Here is a 20,834-nt window from a genome sequence, read left to right as displayed (position 1 = left end):
TCGATCACATGCTCTTAGCGATCGACACGTCAGCGGGCACGGATGTCGCGATCGTCACCCCGCACGGTCGCGTGCTCGGTGAGCTTCGCAGCGCCGACACCCGTCACCACGCCGAGGCGGTCGGCGACGCCATCGAGACGGTGCTCGCCGAGGCGGGGCTCTCGCCCCAGCACATCACGCAGGTGATCGGGGGGATGGGCCCCGGCCCGTTCACGGGACTCCGTGTGGGTGTCGCCGCGGCACGCACGTTCGCGTTCGCTCGCGGGGCGCGCTTCATCCCGATGCCAAGCCACGATGCGGCGGCCCATGAGTGGCGTGCCGCGCATCCCGAGGCGAACGGCGACCTCCTCGTGTCGACGGATGCACGGCGCGGTGAGCTCGCCTGCTCCCGCTACGAGCGGGGCCTCCTCGTGGCGAGCTCGTGCGAGCTGCACAGGCCCGACGCCGTTCCCGGTGCCGCGCACCACTTCGACACGCGCACGATCTCGGCCGCTCACCTCGCCCTCGCGTGGCTCGATCGCGAGGCGCAGGGCCTCGAGGCCGAGCTGAACTCGATCGTCTACCTGCGTGGCGCCGACGCCGTTCCATCGAACGGTCCGAAGCGGGTGACCGGATGATGCGGGTCGCACTTCGCGAGGCATCCAACGACGACATTCCTGCCATGGTGAGGCTCGACGAGGCGGCGTTCCCGCTGGACCCGTGGTCGCCGTCCATGCTCGCTGGCGAGGTCAAGAGCCAGCACACGAGGTATGTCGTCGTCGAGGACGCGGCTTCGGGCGAGATCCTCGCGGCTGCGGGGGTCATGGCCCTGCAGGGTGGTGGGGAGGCGGATGTGCAGACGATCGCCGTGGACGAGCGTCTGCGGCGCGGCGGGTGGGCGACGCGAATGCTGGCGGAGCTGTTCGCCTGGGCCGAGGGGCGCGGCGCGAAGCAGGTGTTCCTCGAGGTGCGGGAGAACGGTGAGGCGGCCAGGTCCCTGTACTCGGGGCTCGGCTTCGAGGAGATCGGCCGGAGGCCGAAGTACTACCCAAGAGAGGGTGTGGATGCGATCGTGATGCGCGGCCAGCTTCCAGCGGTTCGGGTGTCTGCGGAGACGCGCGTCGCGGCGGGTTCGCGACGGGAGCCGCTTGTGCTCGGCATCGAGTCGTCGTGCGACGAGACGGGCGTCGGCATCGTCCGCGGTCGCGAACTGCTTGCCAACGAGGTGGCTTCGTCCATGGACGAGCACGCCATCTTCGGTGGCGTCGTGCCGGAGATCGCGGCACGCGCCCACGCAGACGCCATCGTGCCGACGATCGCTGCGGCCCTCGAGACAGCGGGGGTGGCGCTCGACGAACTGGATGCCATCGCCGTGACGCAGGGGCCCGGCCTCGCGGGGGCGCTCATGGTCGGGACGGCGGCGGCCAAGGCGCTGCACGTCGCCACGGGCATCCCGCTCTACGCGGTGAACCACCTCGTCGGCCATGTCGCGGCCGACGTGCTCCGCGACGATGTCGGCCAGCTCGAGCTGCCCGCCGTCGCGCTGCTCGTCTCTGGCGGGCACACCTCGCTCCTGCACGTTCGCGACCTCGTCGATGACGTCGAGCTGCTCGGTGAGACGATCGACGACGCGGCGGGTGAGGCGTTCGACAAGGTCGCGCGCCTGCTCCGCCTGCCCTACCCGGGCGGTCCGGAAATCGACAAGGCTGCCGCCAGCGGTGACCCGAGGGCGATCCGTTTCCCGCGGGGGCTGACCAAGCCGAAGGACCTCGAGAGGCATCGCTACGACTTCTCGTTCTCGGGCCTCAAGACCGCCGTCGCCCGGTGGGTGGAGGCACGGGAGGATGCAGGCGAGCCCGTGCCGGTCGCCGACGTCGCCGCGAGCTTCCGTGAGGCGGTCGCCGATGTGCTCACCGCCAAGGCGGTCGCCGCCTGCACCGAGCTCGGCGTGCCCCGTCTTGTCCTCGGCGGGGGAGTGGCTGCCAACGCGCGTGTGCGCGAGCTGGCCGTGGAGCGCTGCGCGGCAGCGGGGATCGAGCTGCGCATCCCGCCCCTCCGGCTCTGCACGGACAACGGGGCGATGATCGCCGCGGTCGGTGCGATGCTCTTCGCCGCCGGCAAGCCGCCGGCGCGGCTCGACTTCGCCGCGGATTCGACCCTGCCCGTGGCGACGTCCCGCGGGGTGCAGGTGGGGTCAGCAGTGGGGGATTCAGCAGGAGGGGGAATCGCGTGACGACACCTGAGCAGCCGAAGCTGCCGCCGCGAAAGCCGGTGGAGCTGCCGCCGATCGACCGCACGCCGGTCGAGGACACCAGCAACGCCGCCTACTCGGCGCTCACCCCGCGGACGACCGCAGACGGTCGCCCGTCGGAGGACGCAGACGTCGACACCCCCGCGGTCGCTGCGCCTGCCGCGCGCGCTCGGCGGATCGAGGTCGACCCGGCCGTCGCGCATGTCCAGGCCAACGCGACCGCGTCGGCATCCGCCCCCAGGCCGCAGACGTCAGAGCCCGCAGGTCTGGGCCTGAGCCGGATCGCGCTCGTCGCCTCCGTGCTGCTCTCGCTCACGGGCGGGATCCTCGCAGCTGCGCTCTCGGTCGCGGTGACGCCGTCTCCGCTCTGGCCCCTGTACATCGGTGCGAGCATCGGCGCGGTCGCCGTGCTGCTGGCTGTGCTCGCGCGTCGGCACCGCGGTTGGATCGTGGCCCTCGTGCTCGCGGCGGTGGTCGCCGTCGGCTCCGTCGGCTTCGCGTTCGTCGTCGCCTGAGGCAAGCCGAGAGCAGCGGATCGTCCTGCCGGCTGTGAAGTCATCCTGCGGGATGACGGCGCTCTGACCGCGGGGATGACGCTCCGCCAAGCCCGCGGCCGTACCGTTGGAGCATCCAAGACGCTTTGAGAGGAGCGGACATGACCTGGTCAACACCAGAAGGCCCCGGTGAGCGGATCCCCGCCCCGAACCTCGACGAACGTCCTGAAGACCGAGCCCAGGAGGTGCGCCAGGATCCGCTCGATCAGCGGGGTGCCGGCGCGTCCGTCCCACTGTTCTCGACCCCGGACGTCGCCTCGTCAGGCTACGATCCTCGGTTCCCGGCAGGCGGTACCAGTTCGGCGGGGTACGGCCAGGGGTACGCGGGTCCTGGGCAGGGGTACCCCGGCGACGGGCACCCCATCCCCGCACAGCACCCCGCCTATCCGGTCGCCCCGTACACGCAGGCCCCATACACGCAGGCCCCGTACGCCGGTCCGCGGACACCCGCGGCCAGCACGCTCACCCTCAGCATCGTCGCGCTCTGCCTCAGCGGCGGCTCGTTCCTGGTCGCGCTGATCCCGGTGCTCCAGTTCGTGTGGTGGATGGTCGGCATCGCCGGCATCGTGTGCGGTTTCATCGCGCTGCGCCGCGAGCCTCGCGGCCGCGCCCTCGCCATCACCTCCATCGTGCTCGGCTTCATCTCGGTCTTCGGGCTGCTCCTCCTCATCGTCCTCGCTCTGCTCTTCTTCGGCGGTATCGGACTCCTCGGCGGCCTCAGCTCCTACTGAGGTCCACACTCGACCCAACCTTGTGTGACGGTTCCCAGTCAAACCCTGGGAACCTAGGGTTTGACGGACGCCCGAAAGAGCACCCTCGCCTGCTCCACGCACGTGAACACCAGCCAACAACACCGCGAGATCGGTGAACCGGAAGGAGCTCCGCAATGAGCGACAGCAACCAGGTCCCAGGAGACAAGCCCAAGCTTCCCGACGACGGGAACACGCCTCCCCAGTACGAGGCGCCCGCCGCCTACACGCCTCCCGCGGAATCCGTGGACTACTCGGCGCCCTCCTCATCGGGCACGGACTACACGCCGCCTGCATCTTCGGGCACCGACTACTCGGCTCCCTCGTCTTCGGGCACGGACTACACGCCGCCTGCATCCTCGGGCACGGACTACACGCCGCCTGCATCTTCGGGCACCGACTACTCGGCTCCCTCGGCCGCGGGCAGCCAGTACACGCCGCCCGCCGCTTCCGGGTCGGTGAGCTACACGCCGCCGAGTGAGCCAGCTGCCGCGCCCAGCTCCGCTCCGTACTCCCAGGCGCCCTCAGCAGGGCAGGCGCCCGCGTACGGGGCCGCGCAGGGGCAGTCGCAGGGCCACAGTGCCACGCAGGGCTACGCGACTCCCGGCTACCCGACGCAGTCGGCGACGCCGAAGCGCACGCTCAGCATCGTCGGCCTCTCGCTCGGTGGAGTCGGCGTCCTGCTCGGACTCCTCGGCCAGTTCTACCTCGGCCTCCCGCTCGGTGTCGCTGGCCTCATCTGCGCGATCATGGCGAAGAAGCGCGAACCGCAGGCCGGAGCGATCCGCACCTGGGGTTTCTGGGTCTCGATCGCCTCGATCGTCATCTCGGCCATCGTCGGCATCATTTTTATTGCCGGCGCTGCGCTGTTCCTGAACGAGATGTCGGGATACGGATACTGATCACCAGCTGACAGAACCGGCCGGAGTGCGGGCGGAAGTCTCCGCCCGCACTCTAAGCTTGAGCAGCACCTGCAGCCTTGTCGACGACTGAGAAGGACACCATGTCTGACCCGAACGGCCCCCAGTACCCTCAGCAGCCTCACCAGGGTGGGCAGCCCCACAATGGTCAGCCCCAGAACGGGCAGGCGCCCTACGGGCAGCAGCCATACGACCAGTCCCAACAGTATGGGCAGGCGCAGCCGGGAGGGCAGCAGTTCGGTCAGCAGCCTGGCGGCTACGGTCAGCAGCCAGGCTATGGCCAAGGCGACGGCGGCTACGGTCAGCAGCAGCCCGGGTACTCGGGCTACGAGCAGCAGGCGCCGTCTGCCCAGCAGGCTCCCGCGCAGCAGGCCTACGGTGCACCTCAGCAGGACCAGTACGGGCAGTCGCAGTTCGGCGCACCGCCCCAGCAGGGACAATACGGCCAGCCACAGTACGGCGCGCCGCAGCAGGGGCAGTTCGGTTCCGCTCAGCAGGCGCCGTACGGCCAGCAGCCCGGTCAGCACTTCGGCGGGCAGGGCTACGGGCAGCAGCCGAAGGCGCCGGCGCCCGTGCTCGGCATCATCGCTGTCGCGCTCGGCGCGCTCTCGCTTCTTCTTCTCCTGCTCCCCGGGTGGGCCTACATCGTCTCGCTCGTCTTCGGCCTCGGAGCGGTCGGGCTCGGTATCGCCGGGCTCCGAGCCCCCAAGGGACTCGGGCGCACGCTTGCGGTCGTCGGGCTCGTCACCGGTGGCCTGGCCGTGCTGATCGCCCTCGCGACGCTCATCGTCGTCCTGACCGTCTGAGGCTCTGCCCGTCAGCTCAGACGATCAGCGAGGATGGCGACTCGCCTGTCGCCGATCCTCGTGAGGATCAGCACAGCGGAGCTGGCTCCCTTGAGCGCCAGCTTGCGCCGGAACTCTGCCGGGTCGATGTCGACGCCGCGCTTCTTGATCTCGAGCACGCCGATGTCTCGCTTGCGCAGCTCGCTCTTCAGCGATGACGCGTGCAGGGGAAGCACCTCGCGGACCGAGAAGGCGCTCGCGAACGGCGAGGGTGCGAAGGCGTCCGCCGTCATCCACGCGATGGTCTCGGAGATCATCGTTGCGTTGAGCGAACGCGCGAGGTCGCCGATGAGGCGAGCGCGGATGATCGCCGGGTCGGGCTCGTAGAGCACGGTTCCGAGCTCGCCGACCTCGGCATCCTGCACGTCCTCGCTGCTCGTGAGCTCGGACGCTCCCTGCTTGCCGATGACCAGCGCCGACCGGCGGATGCCCGCGCGCGCCGCGTCGTGCATCCACACCGTCGCCTCGACGAGGTCGCCGCCAGATGACACCCACTGCGTCTCGGCATCCTCTGGCAGGTACGCGTGGTCGATGCCGGGACCGAGCTTGATGCCGGTCGGGCGTTCGCGGCCGGCCTCGAACACGAAGTCGAGGGCTGGGCTCCAATCCGAGGGGTCGAAGTGCCGAGCGGTGCTTCCGCCGCTGGTCGTTCGCCGAGCCGGGTCGAACCAGAGGGCATCGAAATCTGCGAGGTCGACCTGCTCCGCCCGGCCGTGCTCGACCCGCGCGTTGGGGAACGGTGCGAGGTTGTGCGCGGCGATCGCCGCCGTCACCTCGTCGAGGTCGTAGGCCGTCACTTCGAGCCCGAGCGAGGCGAACGCCATCGAGTCGGCGCCGATGCCGCAGCCCAGGTCGGCGACGCTGACCGCGCCCGCCTGGCGGAACCGGTCAGCATGGTGGGCCGCGACCTGCAGCCGGGTCGCCTGCTGCAGGCCGGCGTCGGTGAAGAGCATCCGCTCGGCGAACGGCCCGAACTTGGCGAGCGCGCGACGCCGCAGCTTCGCCTGCGTTACCACGGCGGCGACGGTCGCGGGTGAGCCGCCGGCGGCACGGAGTCGCGTCACGAGCGCGAGCGCCTCTGCGGACGACGCGACGGCTGGCGCGTCGTCGAGCAGCGTCATCGCCTCGGGCGTGAGGAGGGCCAGGAGTTCGTCGCGCTGCACGTTCACTACGCTACCGGCGTACGCCCGGAGACGGTGCCGCGTTGCAGTCCTCGCCGGATCGCCCCTACACTCGGAGTTAGCACTCTCATGGGGAGGGTGCTAATTCTGAACTTCCTATCGCTGAGAAAGAGGTCAACCGTGTCGGTGAACATTCAGCCGCTCGAGGATCGCATCGTCATCAAGCAGGTCGAAGCCGAGCAGACCACGGCTTCGGGTCTTGTGATTCCGGACACCGCCAAGGAGAAGCCCCAGGAGGGCGAAGTCGTTGCAGTCGGCCCCGGCCGCATCGACGACAACGGCAACCGCGTGCCGCTCGACCTGGTGGTCGGCGACAAGGTCATCTACTCCAAGTACGGCGGAACCGAGGTCAAGTACGGCGGCGAAGAGCTGCTCGTGCTCTCGGCTCGCGACATCCTCGCGAAGATCGTCTAGTCTCCAGCTCCACAGAGACTGCCAGGTCCTTCTGGACTGACTGGCTCGCAATGGCGTCCACCTCCGGGTGGGCGCCATTCGTGCATCCGGCGGTCGGCGCGGGCGTACGATCGCGAGGTGACGGAATCTCCTCGGTCCGGCCTCTGGCTGGCGTTCAGCGCGTACGCGCTCTGGGGGTTCATGCCCCTCTACGTCGTGGCGACCGCTCCGACGACACCTGTCGAGCTCATCGCGTGGCGCATCATCCTGAGCGTCGTGTTCTGTCTGCTCGGCGTGCTCGTCATGCGCGCGTGGCGCCCCTTCCGGGAACTCATCTCGAAGAAGCGGGTCGTGCTCGGCCTCGGCGTGGCGGGGGTCCTGGTCTCCGCGAACTGGCTCTTCTACGTGCAGGCCGTCGCCACGGGGCACACGCTCGATGCCGCGCTCGGCTACTTCCTGAACCCGATCGTGTCGGTTGCGCTTGGGCTCGTCTTCCTCCGCGAGAAGCTGCGCCCGCTGCAGTGGGTTGCGGTTGGCCTGTCACTCGTCGCCGTCCTGGTCATCTCGCTCGGCTACGGTCGCATCCCCTGGCTCGGCCTCGGCGTCGCGCTGACGTTCGGGCTGTACGGGCTGGTGAAGAAGCGGGTCGGTGTGCAGGCGGATGCGCTGAGCGGGCTGGCCGTCGAAACCACCCTGATCCTCCCCATCGGAGCGATCTGTCTCGTCTGGACGGTCCTGTTCGGCGGCGGGATCACCTTCGGCACGGTGTCGGCGGTGAACACGGGCGTGCTCCTCTTCGCCGGGGTGGTGACGAGCGTGCCGCTGCTCCTCTTCGCCGCGGCGGCGCGACGCCTTCGCCTCATCGAGCTCGGGCTGATGCAGTACATCGCGCCGATCCTCCAGTTCGTGCTCGCCGTAGCGGTGTTCTCGGAGCCCATGCCGCTGGAGCGGTGGATCGGGTTCGCGATCGTCTGGGTCGCGCTCATCCTCTTCACGGTCGACCTCGTCCGGACGGCTAGACTTGGCGCCAAGATTCCCTCGGTGGCTGACCAGCTCGGTCCGCCGACACGGGGCTGAGGCCCGAAGGCCGCGGAGCGGGACGTCCCGGGAATGCGTCCGGTGCTCGCGCTGTTCCACCACCACTGAGCTGTTTCCCCACACACGCGGATGCCGCCGAACGGCGCATCCCAGATACCTCCTGGAGCGTAATGACCGAGTCGGACCCCTTTGGCTTCACCGGATTGACCTACGACGATGTGCTGCTGCTCCCGGGGCACACCGACGTCATCCCGTCTGAGGTCGATACGACGACGCAGCTCACTCGCGGCATCACCCTGCGCGTGCCGCTCGTCTCGGCGGCGATGGACACGGTCACGGAGGCTCGCATGGCGATCGCCATGGCGCGCCAGGGCGGCATGGGCATCCTGCACCGCAACCTGTCGATCGACGACCAGGTCGAGATGGTCGACCGAGTCAAGCGGTCCGAGTCCGGAATGGTGACGAACCCGGTCACGACGACGCCGAACGCCACCGTCGCGGAGGTCGACGAGATCTGCGGGCAGTACCGGGTCTCCGGCCTCCCCGTGGTCGACGAGGTCACCGGCAAGCTCGTCGGCATCATCTCGAACCGCGACATGCGCTTCGTCCCGGAGTCCGAGAAGCGGTCGACTCGCGTGCACGAGGTCATGACCGGTGAGGGCCTCGTGACGGCACCCGTCGGCATCTCCGGCGACGACGCCTACAAGCTGCTCGGCAAGCACCGTATCGAGAAGCTCCCGCTCATCGACGGAGAGGGCAAGCTCGCCGGCCTCATCACGGTGAAGGACTTCGACAAGAGCGACAAGTACCCGAACGCGACGAAGGACGACGCCGGGCGACTGCGCGTCGGAGCGGCCATCGGATTCTTCGGAGATGGCTGGGAGCGCGCCGAGCGCCTCGTGGCCGCCGGGGTCGACGTGCTCGTCGTCGACACGGCCAACGGCCAGTCCGCCGGCGTGCTCGACATGATCCGCCGCCTCAAGAGCGACCCGGTCCTCGGGCACGTGCAGGTCGTGGGCGGCAACGTCGCGACCCGCGAGGGAGCTCAGGCGCTCGTGGATGCTGGTGCCGACGCGGTCAAGGTCGGCGTCGGTCCCGGCTCCATCTGCACCACGCGCATCGTGGCCGGCGTCGGCGTGCCGCAGGTCACGGCCGTCTACGAGGCCTCGCTCGCGGCGACTCCCGCAGGCGTTCCGGTCATCGCGGACGGCGGCCTGCAGTACTCCGGTGAGATCGCGAAGGCGCTTGTCGCGGGCGCGTCGGCTGTCATGGTGGGCTCGCTGCTGGCCGGCACGGACGAGTCGCCAGGCGACCTCATCTTCGTCAACGGCAAGCAGTTCAAGAGCTACCGCGGCATGGGCTCGCTCGGTGCCCTGCAGTCGCGCGGCGAGCGCACGTCGTACTCGAAGGACCGCTACTTCCAGGCGGATGTCCCGAGCGACGACGAGCTCATCGCGGAGGGCATCGAGGGCAAGGTCGCGTACCGCGGCTCCATCCGCCAGTCGGTGTTCCAGCTCACGGGTGGCCTGCGCCAGTCGATGTTCTACGTCGGCGCTCGCACGGTGGCCGAGCTCAAGGCGAAGGGGCGCTTCGTGCGCATCACGCCTGCTGGACTGAAGGAGTCCCACCCGCACGACGTGCAGATGGTGTCGGAAGCGCCGAACTACCGTCGCTAGCTGTCGCAGTGGCGCGGTGCGTCGGGGGCTCCCCGCCGCCGCGCCGCAGCAGCGGGCACGGGGGAGGGCTAGGCTAGGCAGGTGACTGAGATCGAGATCGGCCGCGCAAAGCGAGCCCGCCGCGTGTACTCCTTCGACGATGTGGCGATCGTGCCATCCCGGCGAACCCGTGACCCGGAGGATGTCTCCATCACGTGGAAGATCGATGCGTTCACGTTCGACATCCCGCTCATCGCAGCCCCCATGGACTCGGTCATGTCGCCAGAGACGGCGATCGGCTTCGGCAAGCTCGGCGGCCTCGGCGTGCTCGACCTCGAGGGCCTGTGGACTCGCTACGACGACCCAGCCCCACTGCTCGCGCAGATCGCGGACCTGCCTGCGAAGCAGGCGACCGCCAAGCTCCAGGAGATCTACCGCGAGCCCGTCAAGGGCACGCTCATCAAGGAGCGCCTGCAGCAGATCCGCGAGGCCGGTGTGCCCGCGGCAGGTGCGCTGTCCCCGCAGCGGACGCAGCAGTTCATGAACGACGTCCTCGAGGCCGGCACCGACCTCTTCGTCATCCGCGGCACCACGGTGTCGGCCGAGCACGTCTCGCACAACCAGGAGCCCCTGAACCTCAAGCAGTTCATCTACGAGCTCGACGTGCCCGTCATCGTCGGCGGAGCCGCCACGTACACGGCTGCCCTGCACCTCATGCGCACGGGCGCCGCCGGCGTGCTCGTCGGCTTCGGCGGGGGGGCGGCGTCGACCACGCGTCGCGTGCTCGGCATCCACGCCCCGATGGCGACGGCCATCGCCGACGTCGCGGGTGCTCGACGCGACTACCTCGACGAGTCGGGTGGACGCTACGTGCACGTCATCGCGGATGGCGGCATCGGCACGTCCGGCGACCTCGTCAAGGCGATCGCCTCCGGCGCCGACGCGGTCATGATCGGCGCGGCCCTCGCCCGTGCGACGGATGCGCCAGGCCGCGGCTGGCACTGGGGTGCCGAGGCGCGCCACGAGAAGCTCCCGCGCGGAAACCGCGTGCAGGTCGGGCAGGTGGCACCCATGGCAGAGATCGTCGCGGGCCCCGCCGACAGCGCCGACGGCATCTCGAACCTCACCGGCGCCCTCCGCCACTCGATGGCGACGACCGGCTACTCGGGGCTCAAGGAGTTCCAGCGGGCAGAGATGGTCGTCGCCCCCTACACGCCGACGGCGTAGCCGGAGCCGCGGTCGGGCCGGCTGACGGCTCGGTCAAAGGTTGAGCGTTCAGACTTCCCCTACAAGCAGCAACTGAGAACGAGGAGCAGGTTATGGCGAACAGCGTCTCTCGAAGCGACAAGCTCGGCCCACAGGAACGTGCTGCGGCGATCGAGTCCCTCAAGACCAAGAACCTCGACGTGCTCGTCGTCGGCGGCGGCGTCGTCGGTGCGGGTGCCGCTCTCGATGCCGTCACCCGAGGCCTCAGCGTCGGCATGGTCGAGGCGCGCGACTTCGCCTCCGGCACGTCGAGCCGTTCGTCGAAGCTCATCCACGGCGGCATCCGGTACCTCGAGCAGATGAACTTCAGCCTCGTGCGGGAAGCGCTGCTCGAGCGCGGCCTCCTCCTGCAGCGCCTCGCCCCTCACCTCGTGAAGCCCATCCGCTTCCTCTACCCGCTGAAGAACCCGCTCGAGCGGTTCTACATCGGCGCCGGCATGCTCATGTACGACCTCTTCGCGAAGACCGGAGAGGTCAAGCCGGGCGTGCCCATGCACCGCCACTACACGCGCAGCCAGGTCGCGAAGATGTCTCCCGGTCTGTCCAAGAACTCGTTCTCGGGCGGGCTCACCTACTACGACGCTGGCGTCGACGACGCGCGGTTCGTCGCGGTCCTCGCCCGCACCGCATCCTTCTACGGCGCCCACGTCGCGCCGCGCGTGCGAGTCGAGGGCTTCCTCAAGGTCGGCCAGCGCGTCGTCGGCGCCCAGGTCGTCGACCTCGAGACCGGCGAGCGCTTCGAGATCCGCGCGAAGCAGGTCGTGAACGCCACCGGAGTCTGGACCGACGACACCAACAAGATGGTCGGCGAGCGTGCCTCCTTCCGGGTCCGCGCCTCCAAGGGCGTCCACCTCGTCGTGCCCCGCGACCGCTTCCAGTCGGCGTCCGGCCTCCTCCTCCGCACGGAGAAGAGCGTCCTGTTCGTCATCCCGAACGGCCGCCACTGGATCATCGGCACGACAGACACCGACTGGAAGCTCGACAAGGCGCACCCCGCCGCGACGGCCGCCGACATCGACTACATCCTGAAGCACGTCAACGAGGTCCTCGCCGTGAAGCTCACGCGAGCCGACGTCGAGGGCGTCTACGCGGGCCTTCGACCGCTGCTCTCCGGCGAGTCGGATGAGACCTCGAAGCTCTCCCGCGAGCACCTGGTGGCGCACTCCGTGCCCGGCCTCGTGCTCATCGCCGGCGGCAAGTACACGACCTACCGCATCATGGCGAAGGACGCGATCGACGCGGCAGCGGATGCGCTCGACGGCAAGATCCCCGCCTCGACCACCAAGGACATCCCGCTGCTCGGCGCCGTCGGCTACAAGGCCGCCTGGAACCGTCGCGGCAAGATCGCCCGCGCCTTCGGACTGCACCGCGTGCGCATCGAGCACCTCCTCAACCGCTACGGAACGCTGACGGACGAGATCCTCGACCTCATCCGCCAGAACCCGAAGCTGGCGGAGCCCATGCCAGGCGCCGACGACTACCTGCAGGCGGAGGTCACGTACGCGGCAACTCACGAGGGTGCCCTGCACCTCGACGACGTGCTCGCACGCCGCACCCGCATCTCCATCGAAGCGTGGGACCGCGGCATCTCCGCAGCTCCGGTCGCCGCGCGCCTCATGGCGGACGCACTCGGCTGGGACGAGGAGCGCACGCAGCGCGAGATCGACACCTACGTCGAGCGAGTGGCCGCCGAGATCGCGAGCCAGGAGCAGCCCGACGACGAGTCCGCCGACCGCATCCGCCTCGAAGCTCCCGACATCGATTCCGTCCTCGGCCACGCCGGCGACAACACGCCGTTCGGAACCGCCCCGGCCCTGCCGATGATCGAGGTCGACGAGACCGCGGACGTCGAGGCCGCGACGGTCAAGGCCGAGTCGAAGGACGCCCAGAAGTCCTGATGTACGAAGCTGCCCGCGCTCATCCCGCGCCGCCGTCGATGGGTCGAGTGCTCGTTCGCCCGAAGTGGTTGGGCGTGCTTGCCCTCGCACTCGTCGTCGCGTCGGTCTTCGCGTGGCTCGGGCGCTGGCAGCTTGAATCCGCGTTCCTCTCGCTCGAGCACGGCAGGACCGTCGCCCAGGAGGCGACGCAGCCGCCCGTGGGTCTCGGGGAGCTGGCGCAACCGCAGGAGCGGGTCGCAGATGCGGCCGTCGGCCGGCAGGTCACCTTCGCCGGCGTCGTGGACGCGCGGGATTTCGATGTCGTCGCCGAACGCCTCCAGGGGGAGCGGCTCGGCTACTGGGTGATCGGGCACGTGGCGGTCACGGACGATGGGGCCGGCGGGTCCGGCGCGGCTGACGAGGACCCAGGGCTTGCCGTCGCTGTCGGGTGGACGGACGACGAGGGGTCGGCGCGCGACCTCGCGACGAGGCTGCAGTCAGCGGCCGGCGACGGGGAGCTGGCGCTGTCCGGGCGGCTCGAGTACGGGCAGGCGCCGCAGGTCAATCGCGGCGACGACGCGCAGGCCCTCACGGCCATGGCGCCCACGCACCTCATCAATCGCTGGGCAGAGCCGGCCGCGCAGAACTACGGCGTCTACGTGAGCCTCGACGAGTCCTCGATGCTGGCCGTCCTCGGTTCAGCTGCTGGCGCCGGTGAGCTCGAGGCCATCACGCCGCAGGCTCTCGAGGCCCCGCAGCTCAACTGGCTGAACATCTTCTACGCCATCGAGTGGGCGCTCTTCGCCGGGTTCGCGATCTTCATGTGGTGGCGGCTCGCTCGCGACGAATACGAGAAGGAGCGCCAGGAGGCGGCTGAAGCGCCGAGCGTGCTCGCCGAGCAGCTCAAGCGCGACCGACTGAAGGCCATGCTCGACGAGCGAACGAAGGGCGAGGCCCTTCGCCTAGACTAGAGGCCATGCCTCACGACGCCCTCTTGAACGCCAACCCCGGTTTCCGCCGGGCGCTCCGCTTCTACCAGGTGACGGCGTACGTGACCGGCATCCTCCTGCTCCTGCTGTGCATCGAGATGTTCCTCAAGTACGCCTTCCACCTCGAGGTCGAGGCGTTCGGCCCGTTCGGGATCATCGCGCTCGTCCAGGAGGGCACGACGACCGCGCTCAACCTGAGCCTGTGGGTGCTCATCGTGCACGGCTGGTTCTACGTCGTCTACCTCGTCGCCTCCTACGTGCTCTGGCAGCAGATGCGCTGGCCCATCGTCTGGCTCCTCGCCATGGCGGCCGGGGGCGTCGTGCCGTTCCTGTCGTTCGTCACCGAATGGTTCATGTCGCGTCGAGCGAAGCGCGACCTCGTGCTGCGAGAAGAACAGCGACTCACCGCCGCCGGTGAGGAGCAGAAGCTCCGCGACTTCGAGGCGAGCCTGAGCGAGTCGGAGCGCGAGCAGCTCGAGAGCGACGTGCAGCAGTCACTCGCTGAACACCAGCGCCGCGCGAACTAGCGCGCCAACTTTCCCAGCCGCACTCTCCGCACCACCCGAAAGGTGTCCATGGCAACCACCGACCCGCAGGCCACAGCTCCGCAGCAGTCGACAGATCAGCGCCCAGTGCTCGTCGTCGACTTCGGCGCGCAGTACGCGCAGCTCATCGCTCGGCGCGTCCGCGAAGCGAGCGTCTACTCCGAGATCGTGCCGCACACCATCTCGGCCGAGGAGGTGGCCGCGAAGAACCCCGTCGGCATCATCCTCTCGGGCGGTCCCTCCAGCGTGTACGCCGAGGCGGCTCCGTCGCTCGACTCGGGCATCCTCGACCTCGGAGTGCCGACGCTCGGTATCTGCTACGGCTTCCAGGTCATGGCGACGCAGCTCGGTGGCGAGGTCGCGAAGACCGGTCGTCGCGAGTACGGCTCCACCGCGGTGAAACTCGAGGGTGGCGAGTCGAGCCTGCTCGACGGCCAGCCGGATGAGCAGACCGTGTGGATGAGCCACGGCGACTCCGTCGCCCGCGCGCCAGAGGGCTTCACGGTGCTCGCCACGACGGAGGACACCCCCGTGGCGGCGTTCCAGAACACCGAGCGCGCCCTCTACGGGGTGCAGTGGCACCCCGAGGTGCTGCACTCGGAGCACGGCCAGGCGCTCCTCGAGGGCTTCCTGCACCGGGCCGCTGGCATTCCAAGCGACTGGACCCCCGCATCGGTCATCGATGAGCAGGTCGCTCGCATCCGCGAGCAGATCGGCGACGCCAAGGTCATCTGCGGCCTCTCCGGCGGCGTCGACTCCGCAGTGGCTGCCGCCCTCGTCTACAAGGCCGTCGGCGACCAGCTCACGTGCGTGTTCGTCGACCACGGCCTGCTGCGTCAGGACGAGCGCCGTCAGGTCGAGGAGGACTTCGTCGACGCTATCGGCGTGCGCCTCGTGACGGTGGATGCACGCGAGCAGTTCCTCACGGCTCTCGCGGGCATCACCGATCCGGAGGACAAGCGCAAGACGATCGGCCGCGAGTTCATCCGCAGCTTCGAGCAGGCCGAGGTCGACCTCATCAAGGAAGCGCAGGAGTCGGGGGAGCGCATCCGCTTCCTCGTCCAGGGCACGCTCTATCCTGACGTCGTCGAGTCCGGCGGCGGCACCGGCACGGCCAACATCAAGAGCCACCACAACGTGGGCGGCCTGCCGGAAGACATGCAGTTCGAGCTCGTCGAGCCGCTCCGGACGCTCTTCAAGGATGAGGTACGCGCCGTTGGCCGCGAGCTCGGAGTTCCCGAGCCCATCGTCGCTCGCCAGCCGTTCCCCGGTCCGGGGCTCGGCATTCGCATCATCGGCGAGGTCACGCAGGAGCGGCTCGACCTGCTGCGCGAGGCAGACGCGATCGTGCGTCAGGAGCTGACCGCAGCTGGGCTCGACACGGAGATCTGGCAGTGCCCGGTGGTGCTGCTCGCCGACGTCCGCTCCGTGGGCGTGCAGGGTGACGGTCGCACGTACGGGCACCCCATCGTGCTGCGTCCCGTCTCCAGCGAGGACGCCATGACGGCCGACTGGACGCGCCTGCCCTACGACCTGCTCGCCCGCATCTCGAACCGCATCACGAACGAGGTCGACGACGTGAACCGGGTGGTGCTCGATGTCACGTCGAAGCCGCCGGGAACCATCGAGTGGGAGTAGTCCGCAGCGAGGGCTGACACGAGCGGGGATGCACACTGTGCATCCCCGCTCGTGCATTCTGTGCCAGATCAGCTGAAATCTGAGCAAGGTCGCGATGGCAGCGTTTCGGGGTCACCGCACGGAGGCGGTCGGCCCCTGTGGGGGTGCAAAGCACCGGGCAAATGTGCCCGGACACAAATGCCTGGTAGGGGTGATCAAAACCGAGGAGACGAAAGGTTTTCGGTTTCCGCGCCGGGGATTCCGGATTTCCGAATCGAGATTCCCTGGTGCCCGGACGGGGGAAAATGCCTGTTTGGTAGTCGAATCGAGGCTAGTGCCGCTCGTTGGGTGGTGGCATGGTTGTGGGGTTCCCAGATGTGCAACTTCACCTCCCCGCTCAGAGAGTTCGCGACATGGCACCACGTTTCCCAGCCGACCCGCTTCCCCAGGTACCCGCCGACACCGGGCTGATCTCGACGCCCCAGCGCGAGGACACGACCTCGGGCCACCTCGTCGACCATGAGCTGCTGCAGGACGCCGCAGGTCAGCTCCTCGAGACCGACCCCGAACACGGCCTCTCCGTCGAGTACCAGGGCCAATGGGCATCGGTGCGGCCAGGCGAGCGCATCGAGATCGGACGCGACGCGGACATCCGCCTCGACGCGAACCCGTTCCTGCACCGCAAGCTGCTTCGCATCGCCGCGAAGGACGGGCTCTGGTTCGTGTCGAACATCGGGACCCGGATGACGCTCAGCGTCGTCGACGGCTCGGGGCGCGTCCAAGGGCGACTGCTGCCCGGCGCGCACCTCCCGATCGTCTTCGAACGCACGAGCATCCACTTCTCCGCCGGCGAGCGCCACTACGAGGTCAAGGTGCACGCCGCCTCACCGGTGTACATGGATCTGCCGGGCGGACCCGGCTCAGTTCCGGAGGCCGCCGGGCGCGAGCTGACGCACCTCGCGTTGACCCCCGCACAGCGCCTCCTGCTGCTCGCGCTCTGCGAATCGGTGCTGCTGCGAGGCGAACACGGGCTCGGAGACATCCCCACGAGCGCTCGCGCCGCTGAACGCCTCGGCTGGACCGTCACCGCCTTCAACCGCAAGCTCGACAACGTGTGCGAGAAGCTCGACCGTATCGGCGTGGAAGGCCTCCGCGGCGGTGCTCGCTCGTACGCGACCAACCGGCGCGCGCGCCTCGTGGACTACGCGGTGCGCAACAAGCTCGTCGGCGAAGACGAGCTCTACCTCCTCGACGTCGATCCCGACGCTGGGTTCGACGACCGGACGCTGCCAGTGCGCCGGTAAGGCCACGCACCGCACGTCGGCTGCAAGAAGGGCCGCTCCTCTCGGAGCGGCCCTTCTTGTGCGCCAGCGGATGTGCTGCGCTAGTTGTTGCCGCGCAGGATGGCCAGCACGCGGATGATCTCCACGTAGATGAACACGACGGTGGAGACGAGGCTGTACGCGCCGATCCAGCCGTACTTGCGGGGAGCGCCACCCTCGACGCCGTTCTTGATGAGCTCGAAGTCCATGACGAGCATGTAGGCGCCCATGAGGACGGCGAAGATGCCGAGGATCACGCCGAGCGGGATGCCGAAGACCTCCATGGAGCGCATGCCCCACGGGCCGGCGGCGCTCTCGAAGCCGAACATCATCATGCCGAAGTTGATGAGCGAGAAGAGCGCGTAGCCGAGCATCGCGACGAGCACGATCTTGGTCATGCGCGGCGAGGTGCGGACCTTGCCGAAGCGGAACAGCACGAGGGTCACGGCGACCACGGAGAACGTCGCGAGGACCGCCTGCATGGCGATGCCCGGGAACATCCCCTCGAGGATCGAGGAGAGGCCACCGACGAGGAGGCCCTCTGCCGCGGCGAACGCGAAGATGAGGCCCGTCTTGGGCTCGCGCTGGAACGCGAGCACGAGCGAGAGCACGAGCGCGCCGATCGCACCGATGATCATGAGCATCGGCACGAACCAGGCGACAGCAGCCGCGACGAGCACGATGCCGAAGAGGCCAGCGGTCTTCGCGATGGTGTCCTCGTAGGACATCCGCTCCATCTGGTCGGGTGTCGCGGACGGTGCCTGGAACTGGGCGTTCAGCTGGTCGGCGGTGAGCGGCGCGGGAGGCTGCTGCCCATAAGCCGACGCGGACGGCGTGTTGCCGTAGGAGGGAGCGGTGGGCGCCTGGCCGAACTGTTGGCCGTGCTGCCTGCGTGCCTCCCCGTTGAAGTAGGGGTTGCGTTCTAGCGCGGAATTCGCCATGGCTGTCCGTGAGTCCGTTCTGTCTCGAAGGTCAAGATGCCCGCCAGAGACGGGGTTGCCGGGATTCTAACGAAAGAGTTCGTGAATACGACTTGGAGGTGTGCGCCCTCAGCGGACGGCGGTCCTCGCGTCGCTCGTCGAGCGGGCGTCGCGGCCGGTGCCGAGGAGCAGACGCGGCAGGAGGAGGAACGCGCCGAGCACGATGGAGGCGACGATGATGAAGGCGACCTCGGCGGTGTCGCCGATCGTGAGGCGCAGCAGCATTCCGCCGCCGACGGTCACGACCCACACGGAGACGCCGGCCGGGAACGGGCGCCAGGGCTTCCAGCGGAAGAGCGTCACGAGCACCCAGGCGAAAAGCAGGCCCAGGACGAACGGCCAACCCGTCGTCACGATTCCCGCGAGGGAGAGGCCCTCTGCGTGGCTCATCCGCCCGATGATCGCGAACACCACGACGAGGAGGAGATCGACGATGAGGGGGAGCGCGTAGCCGCCGCCAGCGCGATAGACCGAACGTGTTCGCCGCATGACACCAACCGTACGCCTGGGTCCGGCACACTGCGCGCGTGAACGCGCCAAACCAGCACAAGTGCCCCATGCTCATCGGCCACCGCGGTGCGCCCGCGTATCGGCCGGAGCACACGGCCGAGGGGTACCTCCTCGCCGTGCGGCAGGGCGCTGATGCGCTCGAACCGGATGTCGTCCCGACCCGCGACGGCGTGCTGCTCGTCCGCCACGAGCCCATGCTCGGGGCCAGCACCGACATCGCCGCACGCACGACCGAGTTCGGGCCCGCTCGCACCCTGTCGACACCGGATGGGATGCTCACCGACTGGTTCGCGCACGACTTCACCTGGGAGCAGCTCGGGTCGCTTCGGGCACTCGAGCGCATCCCTCGTATCCGCCCCGCCAACACCGTCTGCAACGGGACGTCAGCGCTGATGCGCCTTCGCGAGCTCGTCCAGCTGGTGGAGCACGAGCGGACCACGGCTGGAGCACGGCCACGCCTGGTGATCGAGCTCAAGCACGCCAGCTGGTTCCGTGGGCTCGGGTTCGATCTGGCGGCGCTGCTCGAACGAGAGCTGGCCGGGCTGTGGGGCTCACCCGCGCTCGAGGGCCTCGTCATCGAGAGCTTCGAGGGCGACGTGCTGCGCGACGTTCGACGGCGGGGGGTCGCGGCCGACGCATCGCTGGTCTACCTGCTCGAGAGCGAGGGTGTGCCGCATGATCGGCTCGCCCGGGATGGCGCCCACGCGCAGAGCTACGCGAGCGACCTGACGAGTCCAGGGCTGGATGCGGTTGCGGAGTGGGCGGACGGCATCAGCCCCAGCCACCTGCTGCTCGGGGTGCGCGACGAGGCCGACGCCGCGCATCCACAGGCTGGCCGGAGGCTGGTCGAGCGCGCCCACGCCCGCGGCCTCGCGGTGTACACGTGGACCCTGCGACCTGAGGACGTGTTCTTGCCGCAGGCTCTCGCGGGTCGCCCCGAGACGTACTGGCAGGGCATCCTGCGCACGGGTGTCGACGGCGTCTTCGCGGATGCGCCCGACCGCGTTCGCGCGCTCATCGATGCGCAGACGCCGCGCGCGTAGCGATCACACCAGCGCCCGCGCACAGGCATCCTCCCCTCCCCGCCTCTCCTCACCCGGACGAAACGTGCGAGAGATGCAGGTCCCCGAGGCCGGGAGCCTGCATCTCTCGCACTTCTCTGGCCGAGCGAGGGGCGAGCCGGGCGCTGACTGCGCCTAGGAGACCTTCGCGGAGACGCGGTCGAGCGTGCGCAGCTCGTCGTCCGTGAGCGCCAGCGTGAACGCGTCCGTGATGAGCGGCAGCTGCTCAGCGGTGCGGGCGCTTGCGATCGGGGAGACGACGCCGGGCTGAGCAGCGAGCCAGGCGAGCGCGACCGTTCCCGGCTGGGTGCCGTGAGCCTGCGCGATGTCCGCAACCGCATCCACGATCGCGTAGCCGCGGTCGGTGCGGTAGTGCTCCACGGAGCTCGCACGGGCCGAGTCGACCTCGACGTCCTTGCGGTACTTCCCGGTCAGGAAGCCGTGCGCGAGCGCGAAGTACGGGACGACCCCGAGGCCGGCCTCACGGGCCAGGGGCAGGAGCTCGCCCTCGATGTCACGCTCGAGGAGGTTGTACTCGGGCTGCAGGGCCGCGGGCTGGTGCAGCTGGTTGCTCTCGACGGCGGAGAGCCATTCGCGCAGGCGCGCCGGGGAGTAGTTCGAGACGCCGATGGCCTTGATCTTGCCGGCATCGACGAGTTCGGAGAAGACCCCCGCCGTCTCGGCGACGGGCGTCTCCGGGTCGTCTCGGTGCGCGTAGTAGAGGTCGATCTGCTCCACGCCGAGGCGCCCGAGGCTGTCGTCGACCGCGGCGCGCACGTTGTCGGCACTGAGTCCGGGCCGCTTGTCGTACTGCGCGACCTTGGTCGCGATGACCAGATCCTCCGGGCGGCCGCGCGAGCGGAGCCACTCGCCGATGATCGTCTCGGACTCGGCCCCGGAGTTGCCGGGGATCCAAGCCGAATAGACGTCGGCGGTGTCGATGAAGTTGCCACCCGCCTCGACGTAGCCGTCGAGGATCGCGAACGAAGCGTCGCGGTCGGCAGTCCAGCCGAACACGTTGCCACCGAGCGCGACGGGGGAGACGGAGAGCGTTCCGCCGAGCGCGCGGCGGGCGGGGGAGAGCTGCGTGGTCAAGGTGATT

At 69.1% G+C, this 20,834-nt stretch carries 20 protein-coding genes; 16 read left to right on the top strand and 4 right to left on the bottom strand.

Annotation, left to right across the window (positions count from 1 at the left end; translation table 11 throughout):
- The first annotated feature begins 8 nt into the window (after positions 1 to 8).
- From tsaB to C5C17_RS14050, 6 genes are all read left to right on the top strand, one after another.
- On the top strand, positions 9 to 617 hold the full coding sequence (tsaB, locus tag C5C17_RS14075) for a tRNA (adenosine(37)-N6)-threonylcarbamoyltransferase complex dimerization subunit type 1 TsaB (protein ID WP_104254007.1): 609 nt from the start codon (positions 9 to 11) through the stop codon (positions 615 to 617).
- A 44-nt stretch (positions 618 to 661) separates the two neighbouring features.
- Positions 662 to 2,212, top strand: coding sequence for a tRNA (adenosine(37)-N6)-threonylcarbamoyltransferase complex transferase subunit TsaD (tsaD, locus tag C5C17_RS14070; protein WP_146079188.1), 1,551 nt, complete (start codon positions 662 to 664; stop codon positions 2,210 to 2,212).
- A complete protein-coding gene (locus tag C5C17_RS14065; RefSeq protein WP_104254006.1) occupies positions 2,209 to 2,745 on the top strand; it encodes a hypothetical protein in 537 nt (178 codons plus the stop codon). Before tsaD ends, C5C17_RS14065 begins: the two co-directional genes overlap by 4 nt.
- A 140-nt stretch (positions 2,746 to 2,885) precedes the next feature.
- Positions 2,886 to 3,515, top strand: a complete 630-nt coding sequence (locus C5C17_RS14060; RefSeq protein ID WP_104254005.1) for a DUF4190 domain-containing protein — start codon at positions 2,886 to 2,888, stop codon at positions 3,513 to 3,515.
- Between the two features lie 155 nt (positions 3,516 to 3,670).
- Complete coding sequence (locus C5C17_RS14055; RefSeq protein WP_104254004.1) at positions 3,671 to 4,435, top strand: hypothetical protein; 765 nt, start codon at positions 3,671 to 3,673, stop codon at positions 4,433 to 4,435.
- Between the two features lie 101 nt (positions 4,436 to 4,536).
- Positions 4,537 to 5,259 (top strand): hypothetical protein, encoded by a 723-nt coding sequence (locus C5C17_RS14050; protein ID WP_104254003.1) that lies wholly within the window; start codon positions 4,537 to 4,539, stop codon positions 5,257 to 5,259.
- Between the two features lie 11 nt (positions 5,260 to 5,270).
- On the opposite strand, the gene C5C17_RS14045 is transcribed toward C5C17_RS14050, so the two are convergent.
- Positions 5,271 to 6,461 (bottom strand): class I SAM-dependent methyltransferase, encoded by a 1,191-nt coding sequence (locus tag C5C17_RS14045; RefSeq protein ID WP_104254097.1) that lies wholly within the window; start codon positions 6,459 to 6,461, stop codon positions 5,271 to 5,273.
- A gap of 138 nt (positions 6,462 to 6,599) precedes the next feature.
- On the opposite strand from C5C17_RS14045, the gene groES reads away from it, so the two are divergent.
- The 9 genes from groES (at position 6,600) to C5C17_RS14000 (ending at position 17,163) form a co-directional block, all read left to right on the top strand.
- Positions 6,600 to 6,893, top strand: a complete 294-nt coding sequence (gene groES, locus C5C17_RS14040) for a co-chaperone GroES (RefSeq protein ID WP_068479200.1) — start codon at positions 6,600 to 6,602, stop codon at positions 6,891 to 6,893.
- A gap of 117 nt (positions 6,894 to 7,010) precedes the next feature.
- A complete protein-coding gene (rarD, locus tag C5C17_RS14035) occupies positions 7,011 to 7,949 on the top strand; it encodes an EamA family transporter RarD (protein ID WP_258066221.1) in 939 nt (312 codons plus the stop codon).
- Between the two features lie 131 nt (positions 7,950 to 8,080).
- Positions 8,081 to 9,586, top strand: coding sequence for an IMP dehydrogenase (gene guaB / locus C5C17_RS14030; protein WP_104254002.1), 1,506 nt, complete (start codon positions 8,081 to 8,083; stop codon positions 9,584 to 9,586).
- A gap of 81 nt (positions 9,587 to 9,667) precedes the next feature.
- On the top strand, positions 9,668 to 10,792 hold the full coding sequence (locus tag C5C17_RS14025) for a GuaB3 family IMP dehydrogenase-related protein (protein WP_104254001.1): 1,125 nt from the start codon (positions 9,668 to 9,670) through the stop codon (positions 10,790 to 10,792).
- Positions 10,793 to 10,884: 92 nt separating this feature from the next.
- Positions 10,885 to 12,729 (top strand): glycerol-3-phosphate dehydrogenase/oxidase, encoded by a 1,845-nt coding sequence (locus tag C5C17_RS14020; RefSeq protein ID WP_104254000.1) that lies wholly within the window; start codon positions 10,885 to 10,887, stop codon positions 12,727 to 12,729.
- Positions 12,729 to 13,679 carry an SURF1 family protein gene (locus C5C17_RS14015; RefSeq protein WP_104253999.1) on the top strand — a complete coding sequence of 317 codons (951 nt, stop codon included), beginning with the start codon at positions 12,729 to 12,731 and terminating at the stop codon, positions 13,677 to 13,679. Before C5C17_RS14020 ends, C5C17_RS14015 begins: the two co-directional genes overlap by 1 nt.
- 5 nt (positions 13,680 to 13,684) lie before the next feature.
- Positions 13,685 to 14,224 (top strand): DUF3817 domain-containing protein, encoded by a 540-nt coding sequence (locus C5C17_RS14010; RefSeq protein WP_104253998.1) that lies wholly within the window; start codon positions 13,685 to 13,687, stop codon positions 14,222 to 14,224.
- 48 nt (positions 14,225 to 14,272) lie between these two features.
- On the top strand, positions 14,273 to 15,880 hold the full coding sequence (gene guaA / locus C5C17_RS14005; protein WP_104253997.1) for a glutamine-hydrolyzing GMP synthase: 1,608 nt from the start codon (positions 14,273 to 14,275) through the stop codon (positions 15,878 to 15,880).
- 392 nt (positions 15,881 to 16,272) lie between these two features.
- Complete coding sequence (locus C5C17_RS14000) at positions 16,273 to 17,163, top strand: hypothetical protein (RefSeq protein WP_258066220.1); 891 nt, start codon at positions 16,273 to 16,275, stop codon at positions 17,161 to 17,163.
- A gap of 80 nt (positions 17,164 to 17,243) precedes the next feature.
- On the opposite strand, the gene C5C17_RS13995 is transcribed toward C5C17_RS14000, so the two are convergent.
- Together C5C17_RS13995 and C5C17_RS13990 are read right to left on the bottom strand one after the other, a co-directional pair.
- Entirely contained in the window at positions 17,244 to 18,122 is an 879-nt protein-coding gene (locus C5C17_RS13995) for a Bax inhibitor-1/YccA family protein (protein ID WP_104253996.1), read from the bottom strand.
- Positions 18,123 to 18,230: 108 nt separating this feature from the next.
- Positions 18,231 to 18,650 (bottom strand): DUF3054 domain-containing protein, encoded by a 420-nt coding sequence (locus C5C17_RS13990; protein ID WP_104253995.1) that lies wholly within the window; start codon positions 18,648 to 18,650, stop codon positions 18,231 to 18,233.
- 38 nt (positions 18,651 to 18,688) lie between these two features.
- On the opposite strand from C5C17_RS13990, the gene C5C17_RS13985 reads away from it, so the two are divergent.
- The gene (locus C5C17_RS13985) at positions 18,689 to 19,714 is read left to right on the top strand and encodes a glycerophosphodiester phosphodiesterase family protein (RefSeq protein WP_146079187.1); all 1,026 of its coding nucleotides are present in this window, start codon (positions 18,689 to 18,691) and stop codon (positions 19,712 to 19,714) included.
- A gap of 153 nt (positions 19,715 to 19,867) precedes the next feature.
- Here C5C17_RS13985 and C5C17_RS13980 read toward each other — a convergent pair whose 3' ends face one another.
- Complete coding sequence (locus tag C5C17_RS13980) at positions 19,868 to 20,827, bottom strand: aldo/keto reductase (protein ID WP_104253993.1); 960 nt, start codon at positions 20,825 to 20,827, stop codon at positions 19,868 to 19,870.
- Between the last annotated feature and the right edge of the window lie 7 nt (positions 20,828 to 20,834).

Origin of the sequence: Pseudoclavibacter sp. RFBA6 (assembly GCF_002931575.1) — a bacterium.
Lineage (GTDB): Bacteria > Actinomycetota > Actinomycetes > Actinomycetales > Microbacteriaceae > Pseudoclavibacter > Pseudoclavibacter terrae.
Note: the sequence above shows the minus strand (reverse complement) of the source record. Positions and strands in the feature narration are given on the sequence as shown.